The sequence below is a fragment of the uncultured Sulfitobacter sp. genome (assembly GCF_964021855.1).
GTDB lineage: Bacteria > Pseudomonadota > Alphaproteobacteria > Rhodobacterales > Rhodobacteraceae > Sulfitobacter.
Genome location: NZ_CAXHZD010000006.1, coordinates 23,864 through 48,788 on the forward strand (window position 1 = coordinate 23,864; position 24,925 = coordinate 48,788).

Consider the following 24,925-nt stretch of genomic DNA (forward strand, 5'->3'; position numbering starts at 1 on the left):
CAGGCGAATTCGTAACGCTCAGCTACGGCACAGACGCTTGGAAATACGACGACGATATTGCGATTGAGGCTCAGGCCACCCAGACGCTGAGCATTACAAGCGACCTGACAAACGGCTATATCGACGTCACATTCGCCATGTTGGGCGACCTGACAACAAACCCTCTGTTTGCGTTGAATATTGCAACCCTGAACGGAGATGAATTTACCCTCAGCGGCGCCGGTTCATCGGTCAATATTCTGGCAATCGCCCCTGATGATATGGGCAATGGCACGTACCGCTATTACACCACAGGTGCCTTCAACACCGGCACTGTATTTGTTAAGTTCGAAGCCGGAACATGGGCTGACCTTGCTGGAAATACCGGCGCGGAAAGCACCGAAAGCTTTAAGGTTATCGACCGTGTTGCAGACGGTTCAGCCCCGGCTGACGGTGATACATCTTCGCGCATCTTCTATATCGAGATCGCAGGCGGCATTCGTTACAATGTTCCTGGCATCTCTGATCCCTTGCTGGAAGAACGCGGGATGGCCCGCCTGACCTTTGGTACTTACACCGATCCGGACCGTGGTGATGTCTTCCGCTTTACGTTGAAATTCTCGGGTACTGCCAAGGTTTATAAGCTGGGCAATATCGGGTCTATCGCCGGATCCTTCACAATCGAAGATGGTGGCGACACCGGACGTCCTGAGTTTTGGGGTGTAGCGGCTGTTCAGACAAACCTTTCTGCGCTGGCCGCGTTTGGTTTGCACGTGAACGGCAATGCCTTGCTGCAAATCAACCTGTCGGGCCAAGAGCGGACCGAGACGATCTCGCTTGAGGGGATTTCCGGCGACCTATTGGGTTCTAAAATTACCGGTGCCAATGTTAACGCGCTGGTTCTGAATAGAACCGCGAGCCTGTTCGCCGAAGAAGCGGTTGATACGACTGTAAGGCAGGCATTTGCGGTCAGAGACGTTGCGCTGGATGAGAATGCAACCATCGCGCTTACCAAGCGGTTTGATGGTGGTGTCTACCAGTGGCGGATTACCAGTGGTGCCAGCACCTATTATGTCGATCAAGATGGCGACAACACCCTAAGCCTGAGTTCCGAAGCGCGGGAATTCACGATGCCTGCCGGATCTTTTGCCTTCGAAGTTCAAGGCTCGATCAAGCTTACCATCCCTGGTGGTAACCCAGACACTGATGCCTTGGCTGAATTGAGCGGCGGCTTCTATATTTCGATCACAAGGGATCGAGCAGAAGTCTTTGCTCTAGCCAATGTCGTCGTGGGTCCATCGGATGCACCGCTGATTGAAGGGCGCGCACAGGGTCTGTTCATTGTGAATTATAGCGGTGCCAACGATGGTATTGCGGGCAAACTGTCGCTGGAGCGGACTGGTGGCAGTGAAGAGGATGGAGGGTCTCAAGCCAATAACGATTTTGCGGGAATTGACCCCACCCAATTCCGTCTTGATGTCACCATTTCGCTGCAGTTCAACACGACGCTTGCCTTGCAGGAATTCACCGTTCCGACATCCTTCTTGGGACTTCTACCGCCGGATGCCGAACCTACCGTCAAAATTTCGGCAGGCCTTCCCAACTTTAGCGATCCGGATGATCTATCCGCAGCGCCTTCTGTCTACTTCATCGCTTCGCTCAAGGGCTCGCTCACTCTCTTTGATGCGATAACATTGAACGGATCGCTGACCCTGACCGTTTCCAGCACGCCTGAATTTATCAACGGTGTTGATGCTGCTGGTGGCGAACGGACAACATCGACGGTCCGCCTGACGGGTGTGGTAAATGGCAATATCGCCTATATCGGCTCCGTCTTTGGTACGGTGGATTTGAAGTTTGAAAGCATTGCAGAAACCGTAAACGGCCAAACGACGTTGACTGCCGGTCTTGTAGGTCGGGCGCAACTTAGCTTGGTGGGTGGCTTGGCCATTCCGGGGGTTGCTTTGGATGCGGCAGTGTCGTTTAGCCTTGAAATCAACACCTACGATGAAACGATGCCGCTGGTCACATTCTTGAACGATGAGGAATATGTGCTGGCTGGGACCGTTGGTAACGCACGCTACTCTGATGCGGCCATTGATGCCAATGGTTTCAAGACCGGTACGATCCAGATCGCAAATGGCCTGTACCTGAAATTCAATGCCGAAATGAGCATTCAGAACATCGTCAAGCTGAATGGTAACTTCGAACTAAGCATCAGTAAGGCGACCGGGGTCATTGTGATCGAGGCCGAGCTCGACGTTAACGCACGGGTTGTTGGCGTCCTTGATAATCTGTCGTTGCAGGGCAAGCTTGTACTCTCTGAAGGTGGGATGATCATCTACGGTAGTTTCGGGATCAATGCTGGTATCAATGGCATTCTTGAATTCAAGGGCCAGGCGACCTTCGGGCTGAACACGTTCTCATCGGCGCGCGTCATTAGCGTTGGTGGTCAGAACGTTACTGTAGGGTCCGGCGTCAAGCTGGTCATTCAGGGCAGCGTTGAATTCGTGGGCTTCGCCACTGCGGCGGGGAAAACCACCATCGCGATCCTAAGCGACCGGACCGAAATCTCGTTTGATGTTGTCTTTGGTCTGGGTGGTCTTAACGTCCGCGCGGCAGGGGCTGCTGGGCTCTATTACACCGGTGTTAACATCACCGGTATTGCCATTGCGCTGAACGTGTCGATCGACGCAAACATTGCGCGGATCATCGATATCAGCGCCAGTGGCCGCCTGACGTTGAACACCACCGGTTCTGTGCAACGGATTGGCAGCTTCACGCTTGCGGCCAACAGCTTTAGCCTCGCGCTGACAGGGGACGTGCAGTTCCTCAAGACGATCAAGTTCAACGCGTCGTTTAACGTCACCATTCTCAACAACGCATGGAACGTGAACTTCAACGCCAACATCAACTTCTTTGGCATCGCGACGCTGGCGGCGAATGGCTGGTTCAAAAGCGATGGTACGTTCGATGTCAGCTTGCGCGGGGGCGTCTTGCTCGGCAGCCGTGGTTTCGGGATGGAGGGCAGCTTCTATTTCAACGTGTTCTACAAGCCCGTTGGCGGGGTCGACACAATCGGTTTCTCGGGCAGTGCGTCTGTTAGCCTTTATGGTCTGGGGATCAATTGGGGTGGGGCAAGCCTTAGCTTTGGGGCAAACATTCCAATCGGCAACGGCGGGAGCGTACCAATCAGGGTCAGCGCAAGTGCTAGCGTCAAAATTGTCTTTGTCCGCATCCGGTTGAACCTGAATTTCACCATTGGATATCTGCAACTGCCCGAACCGATCAAGCTGGCTGAAGTAGACAACGGCAACCTGATCCTGAACATGGGTGACGGCAATGGCGACCGTGGTATCGGTGAAGGTGCTGAGGACGAGACCTATGTCATCGAGCAAATCGCACCGGGTACGATCAGGGTTACCTACTCGGGCCGCGAACAAGTCTTTACTGGCGTAAATAGGATCACTGGCTACGGCGGCGCTGGCAATGACGTGATCCTTGTACGTGAAGGCGTGACTGCTGATCTGCTGTTTAACGGCGGCAACGGCATTGACCTTGTCGACTATCAGGGCAGTGGCAAAGCCACGATCAATCAGGGCGAAGCCGTCACAGACTTTGGTGACCAGATCACCATCGGGCGATTTGCCCAAGCGGAATCTGTAGTACACGGTGCCAATGTTACACGCGTCCTTGCCGCGGGCGAGACCCCCAGCCTGTTGGGCGATCGGATCGTTTCACACAGCAATCAGTCAATTTCGATCTTTGGGCTTGGCGGCGATGACTTTATCCAGCAATTGGGTGCCGGAAGCGCGACTATTGAAGGCGGCAATGGCGCTGACATCATCTTTGGCGGCGCAGGTGCCGATGCCATCAATGGCGGCAATGGTGCAGACCAAATCGACAGTGGTGCTGGAGATGACAGCGTTGACGGCGGCGCTGGCGCGGACCTGATCTTCCGTACCTTGGGTGCTGCTGGCATTCTGACGGTCAACGGGTCTGGCAGCGAGGATACGCTTTACGTCACCGGCTCTTCCAGAGCGGACACAGCGCGTTTGTCGCGTGGGTCTGTTGTGATCCGCAATGTGGATAATACACGCGGTGCAACGATCACTGGCGGCGTCGGCACCGTTCAGATCCAGTTGCTGGGCGGGCAGGACACAATCATCGTCAACGACATCTCGGGCCAAGGGGTCAGCCGCCTGATTATCGAGGATGACCTTGCGGTCGAAGGGCCTGGCTATACCGGGTCTGCAGCATCGCGCGAGGGCACCACGGACAACAACGCCGATATCGTGATTATCAACGGTACCGCTGCGGCAGATACGTTTGCATTGGTGCAAGACGACGTTGATGGCACTGACATCAAGGTGAACGCGACTTGGAATGGTGCCACTGCGGTTGCCATCGTCCTGAATGATTTCCGCCGCGACGCAGGTGACAAGCTGTTTATCAACGCAGGCGGTGCTGGTGACGTGATCGATGCCCACGCCCTGACCCAAAACACCGTGGCGCTTGAGCTAAACGGTGACGCAGGTAACGATACAATTATCGGTTCGCAGTATAATGACGTCATCGATGGTGGGGCCGATAATGATACGATCACCGGTGGTGAAGGCTTCGACATCTTCAGAGATGGCGGCAACACCTCGGTGGGTGACACGCTGATCGAAACATTCACTGCGTATGACTTTGGCCTGTTCGAAGACCGCTTTGTTGTGGGAACCTTGTCCGGCACGTCTGGCGATGTCTGGACTGCGGCAACTGTCGAAAATATTAATGGTATCTTCGAAAACGTCATTTTGACCGGTGGTAACGGTGTTGCCAATCGCATGGTGGTTAATGACCTGAACCGTCAAATCCGTGTCGCTGGCAGCGTCGTATCCGTGGCCGCGTTTGATGGCACCGTGACGCTTGACGCCAAGTCAGAAGGCACGCCAGAAACCTACCATATCAACGCGCCCAAAGGCTCTGATTTTGTCGTTAATATCAACGACACCGGCATCGGCTTTGCGACTGTGCGCTTTGACGGGTCGGATGATGCTGATCTGATTATTGTAAATGACGACACGCTTGCGGTGACAGGTGCGGCGACGGTGACGATCACGCACATCAACACGAACCAGGTTAATCTGAACACCGCAGGTGGCGGCGATGAAATCACGGTCCAAAGCACCGACATCCCGCTCTATATCCGGTCCGGTCTGGGCGATGACACGATCCGCATCGGTAACGCAGGTTCGCTGACCGAGATTGATGCGCTGGTTGATCTCGATGCCTATGATGTCTTTGGCGGCGGTACATCCCCAATCGACCGTGGCAGCGACACGTTGCTGATCGACGGCAGCAATGATGCACATACATCTGCAGGCACACTCGGACTGCGCAATCTGGCCGCTCTTGAGGGATGGATTGACGTCACCGGCTTCAACCTGTCGGCGGCTGGCATCAGCTATATCGCGGTCGAGAATATTGAAATTGATCTGGGTGCAGGGGCGAATATCGCCACGATCACCTCAACAGGTTTGGCCGACAAAACCACACTGCGCACAGGCGGCGGTGTCGATACCGTAAACCTTTATGCGATGAACGGCCCAACCTTCATTGAGACAGGGACCGGTGTAGATAGCGTTGTGGTCGGCAAGCCCGTGATGACGACGCCAGTTACAACATTCACCGTAAATGACATCCTGTTTGGTCAACTGACCATCAATGGCGGTTCCGAGGCTTTGGCCGCAAACGAAGGTAACGACACCCTGCGGGTCAGCGACAACGGTGACAGTGCCGTTGATCGTGGCAACCGTCTGACCGCTGACGAGATTATCGGCCTGGGGATGACAGTCGGGATCAAATACGCCGGGTTCGAAACCCTCGTGCTGGAAACCAGCAACGGTAACAACGAGCTACATGTTGACGGTACCCACGCCGGATTGACCAAGATTGATATGGGCGACGAGACTGTCTCTCCCACCGACGATTCCAGCAATGATGTGCTGAATATCGAACGGCTGGGCGGCCCGACCGAGATCAAGCTGGGCCAAGGCAATGACATCGTGCGCGTTAACTATGACGAATACGGTCAACAGACATTCGTTAACGGCCTGCAAAGCGGCAGCCTGAGCGTAACCTATGTGCTGGAGCTTGATGGTGAGCAGGGGTCGGACTTCTATCAGATCGGGCTGGCGGGCGAAGGTACTGCACTGATCCGTCTGCTGGATAGCGGGTTGCCAGATCAAGGTGCAGATAGCGCTGAAATCAACGGGACCAACCGTGCCGACCTGTTCCTGTTCCGTGCCAACCTGAACCCGGCGGTTGCCACTGGTGTGGTTGCGGCCCTGCAGCTTGATGCCAATGGCGATCAGATTGCCGGCATTCTAGAGCGCGTTGAATATAATGGTGCCCTTGAAGGGGATATTCAGGTCAATGGCCGCGACGGCGACGACATCTTTGTTCTTGATGACACATTGGCGACCTTCAACATCTTTGGTGACGCGGGCAATGATACCTTCCAGGTCGGTCAGCTGTTCGCCTCTGCCCGTGACGCGTCTAACCCGTATAACGGTCTGGACGGCATTGATTACTATGCGACCACGCAAGTTACGCTTGGCTTCCTGTCCAACGGGATCAGCAAGAACGCAACGCTGAACGGCGGCACTGGCCAAGACAACTTTACCGTCTATTCCAACAAGGCCGAACTGTTCCTGTTCGGGGACGAAGACGATGACAGCTTCCTTGTCCGGTCCTTTGTTCGCGTCGATCCAAATGATCCGGCCGCGCCATATACAAATATCAACGGCGGGCAGGGCGCTGACTTTGTTTCCTATAACATCAACGCCCCTGTGCGGATTGATGGCGGTGATGGCTTTGATACGCTGACCATCGTCGGCAGCGAGTTCGGCGATGATTATGTGATCACTGAAAACGGTGTGTTTGGCGGCGGTCTGTTTGTCAGCTTTGTCGGTCTTGAGAAGCTGGTAGTCGACGCCTTGCAGGGCAACGATACCTTCTACATCGAAAGCACAAATGAAAACGTACAGGTCGAGATCATCGGCGGCATTGGCAGCGACAACATCAACATCGCTGGCGCTGATCTGAATGCCATTACCGAAGGCGGTGCGATCACCGTCGTTTCAAACAGCCTGAACGGTCACAACGGTCTGATCCAAACCATCGTCAGCAGTAACGATGCCCGCTATAACGCAATCTTTGCAAAAGATGTCGTGGCGAACATCGCCGACAACGACGAAGCCGGGATTATCGTCTTTAACGACTACGATGCGCTGCGTGTGTTCGAAGATGCGCTTACGTCGCCGTTGCTGATCCACAACTCCTATGGGATCGCCTTGTCCCGCGCGCCAGAAGACATCGTGACCATTACCATCACGCCAACCCGTGGCACTGAAAGCAGCCAAGCTGCGGGTGGCAAAGGTGTCATGGTCAACGGGTCCGAGATTTACACCACACTGACATTTGACGCGTCCAACTGGGATCAAGTCCAATACGTGACAGTGACGGGCGTGAACGACGCGCTTGCCGAAGGTCGTCAGGTTATCAACCTGCGCCACACCACCGTTCAAGGGACGATCAGCACAGACGAGCAGGCCTATGACGGGGTCGTCGTAGCCGACGTACTGGTCGAGGTCATCGATAATGACAGCGCCAAGGTATTGGTATTCTCGCGGCTTGAAGCCGGTTCGACTGTTGATACCATCGATGCGGATGTTGTCGGTGAGGATGTTCTTTTGACCGCAAACGGTGACAGCATTTATGTCGCCCTGTCGCGCGCACCAACGGGCCCTGTCACGGTGACGTTCAATGTGAATGATGGTGCGACGGTATCCTTTAGTGGCCCATCCGGTACGCAATCGGGCAGCTCGGTTACGATCGGCTTTGACAGCAGCAACTGGAACACGCCGCGCCTGCTGCAATTGGCGGCCAACGACGATAATGCGCCCGAGGGTGTACATTATACCCGCGTCACGCCTGTCATCACGTCGGGCCAGGATGCATTCCTTGGCTTGGGGCAGGGTGACATTGCACGCGGCCTTGCGGCGAATATCAACGCCGATATTTCGCAGACCCGCAATGCCGTTGCCTTGTATCGTTCGGCTGATATCCAGATCTTCCGTGGCACGCAAAACGCCACGATCTCGGAAGTATGGACCGTCACGATCAATGGCGAAGAATACAGCGCTACGTTTGGCGCAGGGGCGACCAGCCTTACTGTGGCGCAAGGCCTGCGCGATGCCATCAGATTTGATGCCCGCAAGCCAGAAGGCCTGACGGCCGTGGTGATTAGCGGCGTTTTGAGAGTGGAAGATACGGCTGGTTTCAGCATTGATGCCAAAGTTCAGACCCCGTTCTATAATAACGGGTTCGAGATCGAAGCGACCGCGAACACCACAATGCGCGTGTTTATCGACGGTCAGGCATTCGAGCTGGAAACCCTTGCACCTGCGGGCGCGACTATGCCTGTGGTTGGACAGCGCGCCCTTGAAGTTGCGGTTGTGACGCTGACCTCTTCCGTCAGCGACGGCACGCGGAACGCCGCGGGCGGTATTGTGATCGGGGCGACATGGAATATCGTCTTGGATGATCTGACCGTTTCGGCGACCGCTGTTACCGGCGACACGTTGCAAAGCATTGTCCGTCGTCTGATCGGTAAACTGGCTGGTAGCGATTATGCGGCATCCGAGCTGTACCGGTCGGCGACCATCGTGCCATCTATCGTGGGTGGGATCACAGCGGATGCCACTTGGAACATCCTGCTGGACGGTCAATTGGTCACCTATACTTCGGTCGCTGCTGATGTGCCGAATGGTATCTACGGTATCGGTGAAAAGATCGCCGAACAGATCACTGCATTGAATCAGAACTATGTCGTTTCGGTTCGGACCGGTGGCGCGATTACTGTTTCGCGTCCACTAGGCAACCCGTTCTCTATCGTGTCAGTTAGCTCAAACGGGGTGACTGATCTGGTTGCAGCAGGCGCGAACAGCATTGCACCGCCGCAGGTTGTTGAAAATGCCATCGTGATCTTCAAACGCCCCGAGGCTGCCGGTGTGCCACCGTTCGGCCTGCAGGTTGTGCGTTTGTCAAACCCCGCTGCACCCACCAGCCAGAACGGTGCCAGCAGCAGCCCATTGCGCGTCTTGAGCAGCACCTATTGGGATTATACATCAGTTTCGATTGCGCCGATCACGGGTGTTATTGCGCAGGGCACGACATGGGGCCTGCGTCTAAGCGCGGCTGACATTGCCCAAGGTGCGGATGCCGCAATTCTTGAGAACTATGACTACGTGGCCGGTCAGAACAACGAACAGCTTGCGCCGTCTGCCTTTGATCTCAAGCTGTTGGATGATGACGCCCCGACGGTCGAGATTATCGAGAGCGGCAATTCCACCGATCTGGCAGAGCGCGAAGAAGAAGATGCGCGCGTCGTTGACAGCTTTGATGTGGTCTTGACCGGTGCGCTGACGGGTAACAAGTGGGTTATCGTCGATGTGACCCCGCTCAAGACGCGTACTTACAATGGCGATCTGGCCTTTGACGCATCTGCGAACTTTGGCGAAGCCAACCGCGTTCAGGTCCGCGTTGCAGCACCGATTGCTGAATTGTCATTCACCGGGTCGGCTGTTGCGGGTGAAGTATGGTCTGTCGCGCTATATGATGACAGCACGTATCAGGCGACCATTTTGATCGTAAATTACACTGTTCAAGCGAGTGATCAGCTGTCTGACATTCGCGGTGGGCTGATCACGCAGATCAACGCGCAAGCGGGCTATCAAGCCGTATTGGCGGGCGATGCAATCAAGATCACGCGGGCGGGCGTAACCCCAACGCCACGCTTCTTTGTCGAGGCGACGATCACGCCAGATACCCGCGGCACGATCCTGACGCGCACGGTGCCTGACTTTAACTTCGACAATGTGCTTGAGATTGAATTTGCGGGCATCCCTGCCGTCGGCGAGACATGGGACGTCACCTTTGTTGGTAAGCTCTACAGCCAGACTGTTGCCGCCGGTGACAGCCTTGCAACGCTCGCGGCCAAACTGGCGGCTTCTATTCAGGCTGATGACGATGCGCGTATCGCGGCCGGTGGCGCGCGGCTTTATGACGTTAGCGTCGATGGCACCGTGGTTTCGGTTCAGGTGTTGGCTGACAAGCGTGCCACGCTGGCAGCATCAGGCGAGATCACGCCAGTCGGTACGGCCCTTGCGGATAGCGACGGGGCGATGGTGCTGCGCCAGTATGTCAAATTTGACGCAGGCAATTGGAATGTGGCCCAGACAATCACCGTGATGGCGATTGACGATGAAATCATTGACGGTGGCGATGCCAAGGTCTTTGCCGCCTTTGACGAGCGTGTGAATTCTATTCGTGGGCCGATCAGCGTTATCGGTGGTGTGTCGCCAACAGCGGTTGAATTGAACAACCCAATCCTGCTGCCGGGTGAAAGCAACGAAAAACTGCCAAGTGGCACGGCTGACAGCATCGAGACCACTGATGGTGTGACCACAGTCACCGATCATGCGCTGACCCATGTGAACAAGCTTTATGGTGAGCGCCCAGGCTTTGATCCGCGCATCAATGGCACCGCAACGATCTATGATATCGCGACGATGGGCATTACAGGCACCAGCGACCGCGTTGATATCCTAAGCTCGGCGCAGGATATCCTGTCGTTTGCAAGTGGCACCAAGATTGGTGAAGGCACCCCATTCAGCGTAAATCTGACGGTCGACGGCAATGACGCGACAGTGACAGGTGCCGCCGAAGTATTTGGGACACCGGACCAAAGCGCCGCAGTTCTGGGGATGCTGGATTGGTTGGAAGCAACCGTTGACCTGACAGCTGGTGCAACGACTGGTCTTTACCAGATCACACTATCGCCGACCGCTGGCTCTACCGTGGGCCAAGAGGTGTTCAGCTATACCACGACTGCAGGCAACAACTTTGCCGGAACGATCGCGCTGGAATTGGCGAAGGCGATTAACCAGTCCAGCACACAGTTCCGCGCACGTGCCGTTGTTAATCTGGTGGGTGAAACACGTTTGCGCATCGTCGAAGTCGGTGACGCAACGGGCGGCTTTGATATCGGTGTCGTGACCCCGGCTGACGCCAAAGTCATCATCGGCGGCACCCCGGTTGCCGGGCAATATGCCCAAGCGGGCGTCAAGTGGACAATGGCCGCGATCCGCGTGCTCGATACAACAGCCGGTGCGACATGGACGCTAAGCGTCGATGGCACCGTGCGCAGCGCGCTTTCCACGGGTGACGCGGCATCGATCACGCAAACACTGGCGAACAAGCTGCCGGGAAGCCTGCGCCCCGTCGTGTCCGGTAGCTTTGCCACAATTGCAGCGGCACTGCCTGCCAACTTTGCGACCGGCAGTGATCGCCTGTATTCCTATGCACCCGTTAACGCCAACCTGCGCGTTGATGAGGCCGAGCAGGTCGATACCTTGACCATCTTTAACGGCCAAAGCCCTGCGGCTGATGTCGGTGTATTGACCTCGACCCGTCTCAGCGGTCTGGGTATGGGCGATGATGTTGTGATCGCGGGTAAACGCATCCTTGGCGGCATCACCTATAGCGGTATCGAAGCGCTTGATATCCGCCTGGGTCGTAATGGTGACGTGCTGACCATCGAATCCACGCATGAGGGCAAAACCCGCATCGATACCGGAAACGGCGATGATGTCGTCAACGTAAAGTCGACGTCGGGCCATACCTTCATCACCACGGGTCAAGGCAATGACATCGTGAATGTCGGGTCTGATCGTGGTGTCCTTGACCAGATCACCGGTATGCTGGTGCTTGATATGGGCGACGATGCAGGCGACAGGTTGAACCTGGACGACAGCTTGGACGTCAAAGCAAATGTCATGACATTGACTGGCAGCCGCCTGACCGGGTTGGACATGCCATCGGTTGCAGAGATCCAGCAGATCAATGTGCGCGCGATTGGCGGCACCTTTACTCTGAGCTTTGCCGGATCGGTTGGTATCGCGACACTGGGGGCCTTTGATTACGATGCGATGTCTGTATCCGCCATTGCCGCCGCAGCACAAAGCGCGCGCGAACAGATCGCCGCGATCACGGGCTATGACGTTACAGTAGAAATCATCCAGACCAAGAACGGCATCGCCTATCTGGTTGAGTTTGGCGGGCTGGCCGGTGGTCTGGACGTCGCCATGCTGAGCGTCGAAAGCACCGCTAATTTGGTGGCGGCACCTGACACCACAACCGATGTAAATGTTGTTGAAGTACGCGTCGGGACAACAACGCCGCGCCGCGACAACGTCGAAGTGTTGCGCCTGTCAGCCGACAGCGGCACCTTTACGCTGAGCTTCTTGGTTCCTGATGTGAACGGCATCGTGCGTCTGCAAACAACCGAGGCGATTGCCTGGGATGCAACCGAGGCACAGATTTTGGCCGCGCTCGATCCGATCCTGAATCCGAACAACGGTTATGACTTCCTGCCTTACACGCATAATGTTGACGTGGACCGTTTGGGCGGTGCCATCTATCTGACGTTCCAAGGTGCCCTTGCCGATGCGCGGATCGCAAGCATCGACACGCGCGGCTTGGGTGGCACCTATACCCAAACAGATATCAGCATTGCGACACCCGTTGTCGGCGGTATCTGGACGGTAACGGTTTCCGATCTGGTCACACCAACGCAGATTGCCGGTTTGCCCGCAGCGCAGTCGGTATTCAGCTATACCGCTGTCGCAGGGGATACCGCGCAGACAATCGCCCGCGCGCTGGCCGACTTGATCGCGGCGGCCCAAGGCCCACATCTGGTGACTGATGCGGTTGATGGTGTTCTGACGATTATCAGCGGGTCGGCAAACCCAATCACCGTTAACGTCACAGGCGCGCTTGGTGCTGCGGGCCAGCAAACGAACCGCATCGCGACCACGTTGCAAAAAGACGGGATCGGCTATCATAACGTTGAGTTCCTTGACCTCACGCTTGGCAGTAATGACGACGTTCTGAATATTCAGGGCACAACAGCACACACAACCTTGCATCTTGGTGAGGGTGATGAGCGCATTTATGTCTCGTCAGAGGCTGCAGAAACCCTGACCAGCGACACACGGTTCCTGACCGGTCACCTGAACGGTATCACCGGATTGCTGAACATCGACGCAGGTACAGGCCGCCATCAGCTGATGATCTCGGACGAGGCAGCGATCTTGGGCGATGGCACGTCGGATCAGCCTGCGGTGATCACGGATAACCGCGCCAAAGCGCAAGCCGCTGCCAGCGCACGCGGTATCGACGATACCTTTAGCACCGTGACTGATATCTACGTGGTTGGCATTGCTCCGGCTGCCATCGGCTATACCGCTGATGCGCAGGGCAACTTCCTGAGCGGTGTGACCTATTGGACCGGCTTTGGCGACGACACGATCTTTATCGACGCGTCTCATATCCGCGATATTCCAGGCGCGCAGACTGTGACTTCGCTAAACACCGGGTTGGGCAATGACACGGTCATCATCACACTGGATGCTGGCGATGGGTTCTTTGCGCTGAACACCCAAGGGCCGTACAACCAATACGCTGATGTCCGCGATGCAGATACGGTCACATCCCCCGGTACAACACGTCCGTTGGTGATCTTTGGCGGTCAGGATAACGACAAAATCGATACGGGTTCCGTTGACGACATCGTCTTTGGTGATCGCGGTGTGCTTGAGTATCTTGACGAAACCGGTGCCGTCAGCCTGCGTCTCGGGACCGGCGGCCTGACAGATGTCACCGATGGCGTTGCACGTGCGCCGACATCGTTCAAATCCACGTTCCTGAATGTGGGTGGCGTGGATACCATCAACACCTTTACCGGCACAGACATCATCATCGGTGGCCAGGCTGGCGACGTCATTGATGCCGGTCAGGGCGACAATATTGTCATCGGCGACAATGGCGAAGTTCTGCTGGCAACCGAGGCACCGAACTTTGGTACATTCCGCTATGCGCTGATTAGTGCCTTTACCGTTGATGCGACCACAGGCGGCGATGACATCATCCGCACCGGCTATGGCGCTGACTTGATCCTTGGTGGTTTCGGCAATGACACCATCACCGCCAATGTAGGCGAGACAGCAACGCAATCCGATGCGGTCAACCTGATCTTGGGTGACTTTGGCGCTGCCTTCTGGAACGACGACGGCGACCTTTCGACACTTGATCGTGTGGTTTCGACCGACACCTTTGTTGGCGGCAATGATACGATCCGCACAGGCCGGTCCAGCGACATCATCATCGGTGGTGATGCAAATGACGACATCGATGCCAGCCAAGGGGTCAACCTGGTTATTGGCGACAGCGGTGAAATTCTATCGGGTGCTGCGGCCACGAATATTCATGCCTTCGGTCTGGCCCTGCAAACCATCCGCACCATCGAAGACACACGCGGCGGTGTCGACATCATCCGCACCGGCGACGACACAGACATCATTCTGGGCGGTCAGGCTGGCGATGACATTGACGCCGCACAGGGCAACAACATCGTTCTGGGCGACAACGGATATGTGATCTTTGAGACCGACGCCCCGAACTTTGGCAACTTGGCCATCGCATTGGTCGAGATTTCGACCACATCGCCCACCACGGGTGGCAATGATGTTATTCGCACTGGGTTTGGTGCTGACCTGATTATGGGTGGTGGCGCAGATGACACCATCACAGCCAACGTAGGCGAGACCGCAACCCAAAGCGATGCGATCAACCTGATCTTCGGCGACTTTGGTGCGGCCTTCTGGAACATCGACGGTAATCTGGCGACGCTTGATCTGGTGACCTCTATCGACACAGCATTTGGCGGTCGTGACATCATCAACACCGGCCGCGGCGATGACATTGTCTTGGGTGGTTATGAGCGCGATGAAATCTATGCCTCAGAAGGGGCCAACATTGTATTGGGTGACAGCGGTCTGCTGGAATCTGGCGCAAGTGAAACCAACGTTCCGGGCTTTGGTCTGGCGCTGCGCACGTTGAAATCAATCGCTGACGCGCTTGGTGATGACGACAAGATCGCGACCGGTGCCAGCACTGACCTGATCTTTGGTGGCAACGGGAATGACATGATCGATGCGGGTCAGGGCGATAACATCGTTCTGGGTGACAACGGCACGGCACTGTTTGACAGCACGGTGACCAACTTTGGTAACCTGCCCATCGCAATCCTAAGCGTGACCACGCAAAGCCCCACCATTGGCGGCAACGACATGATCACCACGGGTCTTGGCAATGACATCGTATTTGGTGGTGCCAAAAACGATAACATTGTGACGGATTTTGCTGGTGGCTTCGCTGGTACGGATGGTCAGGATATTGTGCTGGGTGACCACGGGTTCATCAACTTTGTGAACCCGGTCACAGGTGCCTATACCTTCCTGCGGGATGTTGTCTCGATTGATCCTGAATTCGGCGGCAATGATGTGATCAGCACGGGCCTGTCCACTGATATTATCTTTGGCGGTAACGGCGATGATGTGATCAACGCCGGAACGGTCGACAATGAAACCGACATTGTCTTTGGCGACAACGCCAAGATCACCGTGAACGAAACCGGTGTCTTTACCGGGTCCACCGCTGCTGATCCAAGCGGTCAGGAATACGGCGTGATCAGCTTTAACTTTGGCAACGGCCGCTATCGCCATGACACGACAGTTGATGGTGTCGCAGGCGCGGATGGATCGGCATCTGACAAGCCCGCACCGAAGGCAGAAGGCTGGAACGAACTGGACGGCGGTCGGGGTACCTACGGCGACGACGCCGCAGAATTCGTGCGCGACGAAAGCGGTGTGATCATGTCTGGTGTCACAATCGACTGGAGCGTGCGCGACTACAAAGGCCGCATCCGTAGCGCATATGACGATACCCATAGCGATATCCGTTACCCAGACACAGCAGACGAGCGCCTGTTCGAAGGATACCTCTATGCCGGTCACAATGACACGCTGGTCGTAACGTTGAGCGGTCTTGATCGTCACTACGAGACATTTGATCTGTATCTCTATCTTGATGGTGATGACGGTAAGACGAAGCGTCGCTATGGTACTGTGCGTCAGGTCACCATCGGATCTGAGAGCTATTTCGTGAGCGACCCTGATAACGTGAACTTTGACGGCAGCCTGATCCGTGTGACATCGCAAGATCCGAATGCGCCGGGTCTGGGGAACTATGTCGTCGCGACGGGCCTATCTGGCGGAGAGATTACCATCGAGATCTCGATCCCATCAAACCAGCGCTATGGTTATCCGGTGCTTTCGGGTCTGCAGATTGTTGGCCAGTCCTATAAAATTGACACATTCGAGACTGTCGCAGACAGCATCGGTGGCAATGATGTGATCCTGACCGGTGGTGGCGAGGATATTATCCTTGGCGGTGCCGGTGGCGACATGATCAACAGCGCTGGCGATGCGGATATGGGGCGCTTTGATGCTGACACGGTTATCGGTGACGGCGGCATCCTGACCTTCCTGCGTACCGGCGGCGTTGGCCCGGCTGAATTCGGCGAACTGCGCGAAATCGTAAGCCGCAATGGCGACGCGGGTCCGAACTACAACGACGTAATCGTGACAGGAAATGGCACAGACCGCGTGATTGGCGGGCAGGGCGATGACAACATCAATACCGGTGACATCTTCGTCCACAACGGCGTCGATGACGCAACTTCGGGCACAGATGTAATCGCTTGGGGCATGAACTTTGGCGCACAAGTCAATGAGGGTTGGGTCGACGGCGAAGCTGGTTATGTGGCGGGCGGCAGTTGGGTGAACTTTGTCGATCAGGGCAACTTTACGAAAACCTATTCCGAAACCCACGGTTGGGGCCGCCACTACCACACACACACCTATCACAAACCTGTCGCCTCGATGCTGACGGCTGATGGTATCCGTGTCACTGTTGGCCAAGACCTAGAGTCCAAGCATGGCCGCGATGCCTATGTCCAAGACCATGATCAGATTAATGCCGACACTCAGAACGGCAGCCTGTTCAACGGCTACATCTACGCCAAACACAAGTCGGAACTGGGTGTTGATGTCTCGGGTCTTAGCAATATCTACGGCACTGGCAGCTATGACGTGTACCTTTATATCGATGCCGAGGATCGCGACGCAGCGCGCAATGGCGGTTATCGTCTGGTGTCCACCAATGGCGATATCATCAGCCTGAACGACCCGCGTGGTGCGAACTTTACCGGCGAATTTATTGAATATGATCCGTCGAACCCAAGCCTGCCTGCGAATGTCGTGGTCTTCCGCGGCATAACTGGCGATGCATTCGAACTGCGGATCAACTCTGGCGGCTATTACAAATACGGCAAGTGGTGCTGGTACGATCACGACACGCCAAGCATCGCAGGCTTCCAGATTGTTGGCGGTGCTGACAAAGATAACGTGGTTCAGCAAGGTGACTGGGATACCGATCTGGTTCTAGGCGATCAGGGCTTTATGCGGGTGTTTGACGACGCTGTGTTTGAATTTGCGTCGATGACCGGTGCCCCTGGAACGTCGAACGATACCATTCTGGGTGGGATTGACGGTGATGTACTGATCGGTGGCGACGGAAACGATACGATCCGCGGCGAAGACGGCGATGACCGCATCGTCGGCGACAATGCGCATGTTATCATCATTGGTGGTAACATCGTTGGTCTTGACCGCTTCTATGACAACAACAGAAAAGAATATCATCACAGCGAGCTCGACAAGCTTGACCCCTATACAGTCGTTGGGTTGCAGCTGATTGACGTCACAGTGGGCGGCAACGACGTGATCGAAGGCGGCGGCGATAATGACTGGGCATGGGGCGGAACTGGCGACGATACATATGTATTCGCTGGCTATGACCTGGGCACAGACCGCTTGGTCGAATCCGATGTTGTCGCAGGCGGCCACGGATCAAAGCATTATGGCCACGGTACAACGCCCGAAGGGCTGTTGAACGACACAGGCGACGCGCTTGACTTCAGCGGCTTTGAGGGTCCGATTAATCTGGACTTGGGCAGCGACAGACGCCAGGTAATGCCGGGTGCCCACGCACATGGTAAGTACGGTCATGCACACGCCACGCTGTCGATCAAACTGTCCTCGGCTGGTGGTTTCGAAGATGTTTCCGGTTCCAACTACTCTGACGTCATCAAAGGCAATGACCGCAATAATGCCATTGCCGGAAATGGCGGCAACGACCATATCAAGGGCGTTTCCGGGTCGAACTTCTTGGACGGTGGCGATGGCCATGACCATATAGACGGCGGATCGGGCCGGTTCGAAGACAGACGCGAGCATCGCTATGGCGACCTTGCCAGCCAAGTTATCATGGGCGGCGCGGGAGATGATTTGATCCACGGCACCCGTGCAAATGATCTGATTGATGGCGAAGACGGCAACGACCGGATTTACAGCTACGGAGGCTCGGATATTGTGTTCGGTGGGGCAGGGAACGACCGCCTGTACGTGTCAGGGTATAACAACATCGTCGTTGGCGGCGCGGGCCACGATTACATCTCGGGTCACCGCAAGTCTTACAACCATTTCGCCTTTGGTGATCGCTATGGCCGCTACACCCCGTCAGGTCACGGCTATGGCCACTTTGGTAACTACTGCCACTGGTCCCACCGTTCGAATACATATGTCCATGGTGATCTGGACGACGCGTTGCGCACCATGGTGACGCAGCAGTTCCTAACGGCGTTTGCCCATGATTTTGCCCGCGCGGATTTCACATTTGATGTGCTCGGAACCAGTTCCTTGCGGTTCGCGCTGACGCCTTTTGTGACGTCAATCTCTGCCCCGTGAAATTTGGAGATCATCAAGCCTAAGATATTCAACCAAAATATTTTTTTAGATGGGGAAATTGAATGCAGTTTTCTCTTACTTTTAAGTTACTATCGTTGGGATGACATGTCCTGACTTCTAGGAATTGCACTTTGACTGAACACACCACGGCCGCCGGATCTTCATCTACTTCTGATGAGTCTTTTTTGAACGCAGACACCTTAGACAAGCTGCGCAGCGGAACAGATATGGCGCAGGTCGCTGCGGCGTGGTTGTCAGCCTTTGCAAAGCAAACGCCGAGCATACAGCAGGGGCTTGTTGTTATGGCAGGCACGGGCAAAGCCAAGTTTGAACCGATTGCCATGTGGCCTGACGGTGCCAGCCCTGCACCTGAGCTTATGCGCGCGGTTGATGGCTGCCTAAAGGGCAAGCGCATGCTTGTTGAGACGGGTGCCAATGACAACGCTGCCATCGCTGTTCCCCTGCTGATCGGGGGTCAGTTGCGCGGTGTGCTGGCCGTACTGGCTGACAATTCCGTCCAAACGGATTTGCGCCGCGTTGTTGAGCAGTTGCAATGGGCATCGGGCTGGATCGAGGCCGTTGTGCGGCGCCAACGGGTTAGCGGAAATGATAATCTGGTAACGGTGATTGAACTGCTCGCGACCAGCCTGCACCACACACGTTTTTCCGAAGCGGCCACCGCCGTCGCGACTGAATTGGCCGGTGCACTAGGCTGCGAACTGGTGGCCATCGGCATGATGCGGGGCAAGCACGTGCGCCTGCGGGCCTTGTCGAATAGCGCCACATTCGGCAAACGCGCGACGCTGGTAAGGCTGATCGAAGCTGCGATGGACGAAGCCGTCGATCAGCAGGCCGTGATCGCGCATCCACCGCTAGAAGGATCGCCCGCGCGGGTGCGTCGTGCGCATTCCGCACTGGCCGATCACGAGGGCGGGACCGGGCTGTGCACGGTGCCCCTGACAGAACAGGGCAAAACAATCGGTGCCATGCTGCTCCAACGCAGCAGCAAAGACGGGTTCGACGCCGGTAGTATTCAAATCGCTGAACAGGCCGCCGTTCTGGTGGGGCCTGTCCTTGATCTCAAGCGCCGCGAGGATCGTTGGATTCCTGCTAAAATCTGGGATGCAACCAAGAACGTTTTCAAGATGCTGTTCGGCCCGCGCCATGCGCTTTTGAAGCTGGGGGTGATCACTGCAATCGCAGTGGCGGCCTTTTGTTGGTACGCGACAGGAACATATAGGATCACGGCAACCACAGTTGTCCAAGGCAAGGTTCAGCGGGTCGTCACAGCCCCGATTGCAGGGTATTTGGTTCAAGCCGAAACCCGGGCGGGTGATTTGGTCGCAGAGGGTCAGATTATGGCGCGCCTCGAAGACCGGGACATTCGCCTTGAACGGTTGAAATGGTTGGGCGACCGTACCAAGCAAGAGCAGGAATACAGTCAGGCCATCGCACAGCGCGAGCGGACGAAGATGCGAATACTGGCCTCGCAAATTGAACAGTCGGACGCGCAGATTTCTTTGCTGGATCAACAGCTGGAACGGATGACAATTCGCGCGCCGTTTGACGGGTTGGTGGTGTCCGGTGATCTAAGTCAAGCGCTTGGTGCGCCGCTGGAGCGCGGTGATGTGCTGTTTCAGGTGGCCCCGTTGAACGAATACCGGGTGACAATGCGTGTGGATGAACGCGACATTCGCGATATTGAGGCAGGCGATGCTGGCCCGTTGGTGCTCAGCTCCTTGCCTGACACGCCTTACCGCGTGGCCGTGCAACGCATTACGCCGATTTCCAGCCCACTGAACGGCGCAAATGTCTTTGAGGTCGAGGCCTCGATAGAGGACGGTCCGATTGCGGCATTGCGCCCCGGAATGGAGGGCGTTGCCAAGATTGAGGTCGATGAGCGGCGTCTGGTAAGTATCTGGACCCGAAGGCTTGTGCTTTGGGCCCGTATGACCTTCTGGTCTTGGAAGCCTTAAGCGCATGGCCGGTTCGCTATTCTCTCCTTCGTGGTACAGGGTCAAAGACCTGAAGCCGCGGCTGCGCAGACATGTGAACATCCATCGTCATGATTACCGTGGCCGTATCTGGTTTATCCTTCAGGATCTGGCCACGGGTCGGTCACACCGATTTTCACCTGCCGCCTATCGCATGGTCGGGCTGCTTGATGGCAAGCGCAGCTTGGGCGAAGTCTGGGACATCGCAAACGAACAGCTGGGCGAGCGCGCACCGACCCAAGACGAGGCGATCCGGCTGCTGGGGCAGCTTCATTCAGCGGATGCTTTGGTCGCGGATGTATCCCCCGATAGTCGTGAACTGTTTCGCCGTCACCAACGTCACAAACGGATGGAGATCAAACAAAAGATCTGGTCGCCGTTGGCGGTACGCATTCCAATCTGGGATCCCGACCGGTTTCTTACTGCAACGTTGCCTTTCGCGCGGCCGTTTCTGACCAAAACCTTTGCGGTGATCTGGTTGCTGCTGGTGCTGACCGCAGGGGTGTTTGCGGTAATGAACATCGGCGCGTTAACCTCAAACCTTACCGACCGTGTGTTGAACCCCGGTAATCTGGCGGTCCTGTGGCTGGTCTATCCGGTGGTAAAGGCGTTCCATGAATTGGGGCACGGCTATGCCGTCAAGAAGTACGGCGGCGAGGTGCACGAGATCGGGATCATGTTTCTGGTGCTGATCCCTGTCCCTTATGTCGATGCGTCAGCGGCGTCGGCGTTTCGGGACAAACACAAGCGGATGCTTGTTGGTGGCATCGGTATCATGATTGAACTGCTGCTGGCCTCTATCGCCTTGTTTGTTTGGCTCAATGCTGAATCCGGTGCCGTGCATGCGATTGCCTTTAACGTGATGCTGATTGGCGGTATTTCGACGTTGTTGTTCAATGGGAATCCCCTGCTGCGTTTTGACGGCTATTACGTATTGGCGGATTGGATCGAGATCCCCAATCTCAGCGGGCGATCCACCAATTACCTGAACTACCTGATACAGCGATATTTGTACGGGATGCGCGACGCAGACCAGATTACATCGCTGCGGTCCGAGCGGGTATGGTTCGTTTTCTACGGCATAGCAGCGTTCATCTATCGCATGTTCATTATGTTCGCGATTATCGCCTATATTGCCGGCCGCTTTTTTATCATCGGGGTGGTGCTGGCCATATGGGCCGCGACCACACAGCTTTTGCTGCCCATCGGAAAAGGGATTAAGTTTTTGTCAGGAAGTCCAAAGCTCCGTACCAATCGGCCTCGGGCTATTATCACAACTGTTGGCATTATCGCGGTTATTCTAGCCGGGTTTTTCCTGATGCCGTTCCCGTCTTACAGCATCGTGGATGGCGTCGTTTGGCCCAGCCAACAAGCGCAGGTTAGGGCAGGGACCAACGGGTTCGTCACGAGGGCTGTCATTTCCACGGACCAACCGGTGGAACCTGACGATTTGATGCTGCAGCTTGATGACCCTTTCATGCGCGCACGCCTTGATCTGATCGACGCGCAATTGGCCGGGCTTGAGATTCAGCGCAGCGCATTAATTCGCAGCGATCGTGTGCAATCCGCCCTGATCGCTGAAGAAATCGACGTGGTATTGAGCGACCGCGCGCGCCTTGTTGACGAACTGGATGCGCTTGATATTCGGGCCCCCCGGTCTGGTATTGCCGTGCTGCCTAACGCCGCTGATCTGAAAGGTTCATTTATCGCAAAGGGCAGTGTTGTGGGCTATGTCGTGTCCCCTCAGGATACCCAGACCGTGCGCGCGATGGTAAGTCAGAACAACATCGATCTTGTGCGGAACGACACCCGTTCCGTCAGTGTCATCCCGGTGGAATGGAACCCCGAACCGCTGCAAGCTGAGATTTTGCGCGAGGTGCCGGGTGCCACGCAGCAATTGCCGACGCCCGCCTTGGGAACCGCAGGCGGGGGCAAGGTGCCTGTTGATCCGGGTGATCCAAACGGGGTGCAGACGCTGGGACGTTTTTTTGAAATTGAAATCCTGATGCAATCTCCGTCCGACGATATCTTGTTGGGGCGGCGGGTTCGGGTCCGGTTTGATCACGGGTACACGCCGCTAGGGTTTCAGGCCTACCGGTCGCTGCGGCAGCTGTTCTTGAGGCTATACAATGTCTGATCGCATGATCATGCGACCGGGTCTGTTGGGCGGCTTTTATCCGGAACGCAGTGATGAAAGGCTCAGCACGCCGGACCGGATTATGGCCAATGCCTATGGCCGTCTGCAGCAGGTTTTTGCGCGGCGTCCTGTCTCGAAACGTCTGTTCTTGAGGCGGGTAAAGCGGGAGGGTCACCAACTGCAAGACCTTAGCAACTCAGAATTAGCTGAGATGCGTGTTGCCTTGGCAGAAGACTTGCAACTGAACGGATTGGGACGTCAAAATACTGCTGAGGCATTTGCCCTCGTGCGCGAGGTATCAGGGCGCGTTTTGGGGATGCGACATTTTGATGTCCAGCTGGTTGGTGGCCTGATCATGCTGCAAGGGCAGATCGCCGAAATGGCCACAGGCGAGGGAAAGACCCTGACGGCCACGCTGACTGCCGCCGTTATGGCATTGTCCGGGGTGCCGGTGCATGTGGTTACGGTCAATGATTTTCTGGCCAGCCGCGATGCGGATTGGATGCAGCCGCTGTTTGCTTTCTTGGGACTTAGCGTTGGTGTGATCCTTGAGGATATGGACGTTGACGAACGCCGTGCCGCCTATGCCTGCGACATTACATATTGCACCAACAAGCAGCTCGCGTTCGATTATCTAAAGGATCGCCTGATCCTTGAGGCAGAAACGCGGCCCCTGCATATGGCACTTGAGGGGTTGTTGCATGATCGCGCGCGACGGGAAGAGGTCATGATGCGTGGGCTGTGCTTTGCCATCGTTGACGAGGCGGATTCTGTATTGGTGGACGAAGCGCGCACACCCCTGATCATCGCACAAAAGGGCGACGCGTCTGAGATGGAAACGATCTATCGCCAAGCGATCAACACCGCCCGAACCCTGCAAACGCCACGCGATTTCACCATGTCGGAACGTGACTTCCGGATTGATTTCACCGACCTTGGCAAAGCGCAGCTTAGACGGTCTACGCAGCAGTTGGGTGGTGTGTGGGCAACTGAAACCCACCGCGAGGAATTGGGCCGTCAGGCATTGTCGGCGTTATGGCTGTACAAGCGCGACAAACATTATCTGGTTCAGGACGAAAGCATTCAAATCGTCGATGAATACACGGGCCGTGTTATGGCAGACCGCTCTTGGGAACGCGGCCTGCATCAGATGATCGAGGTCAAAGAAGGTGTCGACATTTCGATGCGCCAAGAAACCTTGATCCGGATCAGCTATCAAAAGTTTTTTCGCCGATATATCCGCCTGTCTGGCATGACCGGCACCGCGCAAGAGGTCGCCGGAGAGTTAAGCTCGGTCTACCGGCTGCGCACGCGCAGGGTGCCCACGAATAAGCGGTCGCGTCGGTGGGACAAAGGCGAATACTGCTATGCCACGAGTGATTATAAGTGGCAGGCGGTTCTACGCGAGGTCGTTAGGAAGCACAAAAAGGGCAGGCCTATTCTGATCGGGACGCAATCGGTCGAGGCGTCGGAACACTTAAGCGGGCTGTTGACCCAGCAAGGGCTGCACCACCGCGTGTTGAACGCCCGCCAAAATGAAGCGGAGTCCGAAATCATCGCCCAAGCGGGTCTGACGGGTCGTATTACCGTTGCGACGAATATGGCGGGCAGGGGGACGGACATCTCGTTGGATGATACCACTCGTGCCGCTGGCGGCCTGCATGTCATTGCGACCGGGCGCCATGATGCCGCGCGCATTGATCGGCAACTGTACGGCCGCGCGGCCCGCCAGGGGGACCCGGGAAGCCACATCACCTTTGTGTCGCTCCAAGATGATTTGCTGCGCGTGTTCTACGGGAGCAAGTTAAAACCGCTGATCGCGCTGACCTCGTGGGGCAGGGGGTGGGTGCCCGGATTTATCGCGCGCCCCTCTGTGAACCTAGCGCAATGGACCAGCGAAAAGCGGAACAGTAGGATCCGGCAAAACCTGCTAAAGGCAGATGACAGCCTTGATGAATTGCTTGCATTTAGCGGGCGCGGAGAATGATGGAGAC

At 56.1% G+C, this 24,925-nt stretch carries 4 protein-coding genes (1 of these 4 only partly in view); all 4 read left to right on the plus strand.

The annotated features are described in order from the left end of the window. Positions 1-18,800, plus strand: the 3' portion of a protein-coding gene (locus AADJ11_RS17005; RefSeq protein ID WP_341235629.1) for a calcium-binding protein. The gene continues 16,285 nt to the left of window position 1, outside the view; 18,800 of the gene's 35,085 nt are visible here — the last part of the coding sequence; its start codon lies beyond the left edge, outside the window; the stop codon is at positions 18,798-18,800. 185 nt (positions 18,801-18,985) lie between these two features. Continuing rightward, positions 18,986-20,776 carry an HlyD family efflux transporter periplasmic adaptor subunit gene (locus AADJ11_RS17010; RefSeq protein ID WP_341235630.1) on the plus strand — a complete coding sequence of 597 codons (1,791 nt, stop codon included), beginning with the start codon at positions 18,986-18,988 and terminating at the stop codon, positions 20,774-20,776. 4 nt (positions 20,777-20,780) lie between these two features. After that, the gene (locus tag AADJ11_RS17015) at positions 20,781-22,931 is read left to right on the plus strand and encodes a peptidase M50 (protein WP_341235631.1); all 2,151 of its coding nucleotides are present in this window, start codon (positions 20,781-20,783) and stop codon (positions 22,929-22,931) included. Continuing rightward, the gene (locus tag AADJ11_RS17020; protein ID WP_341235632.1) at positions 22,924-24,918 is read left to right on the plus strand and encodes a preprotein translocase subunit SecA; all 1,995 of its coding nucleotides are present in this window, start codon (positions 22,924-22,926) and stop codon (positions 24,916-24,918) included. Before AADJ11_RS17015 ends, AADJ11_RS17020 begins: the two co-directional genes overlap by 8 nt. Positions 24,919-24,925 lie beyond the last annotated feature (7 nt).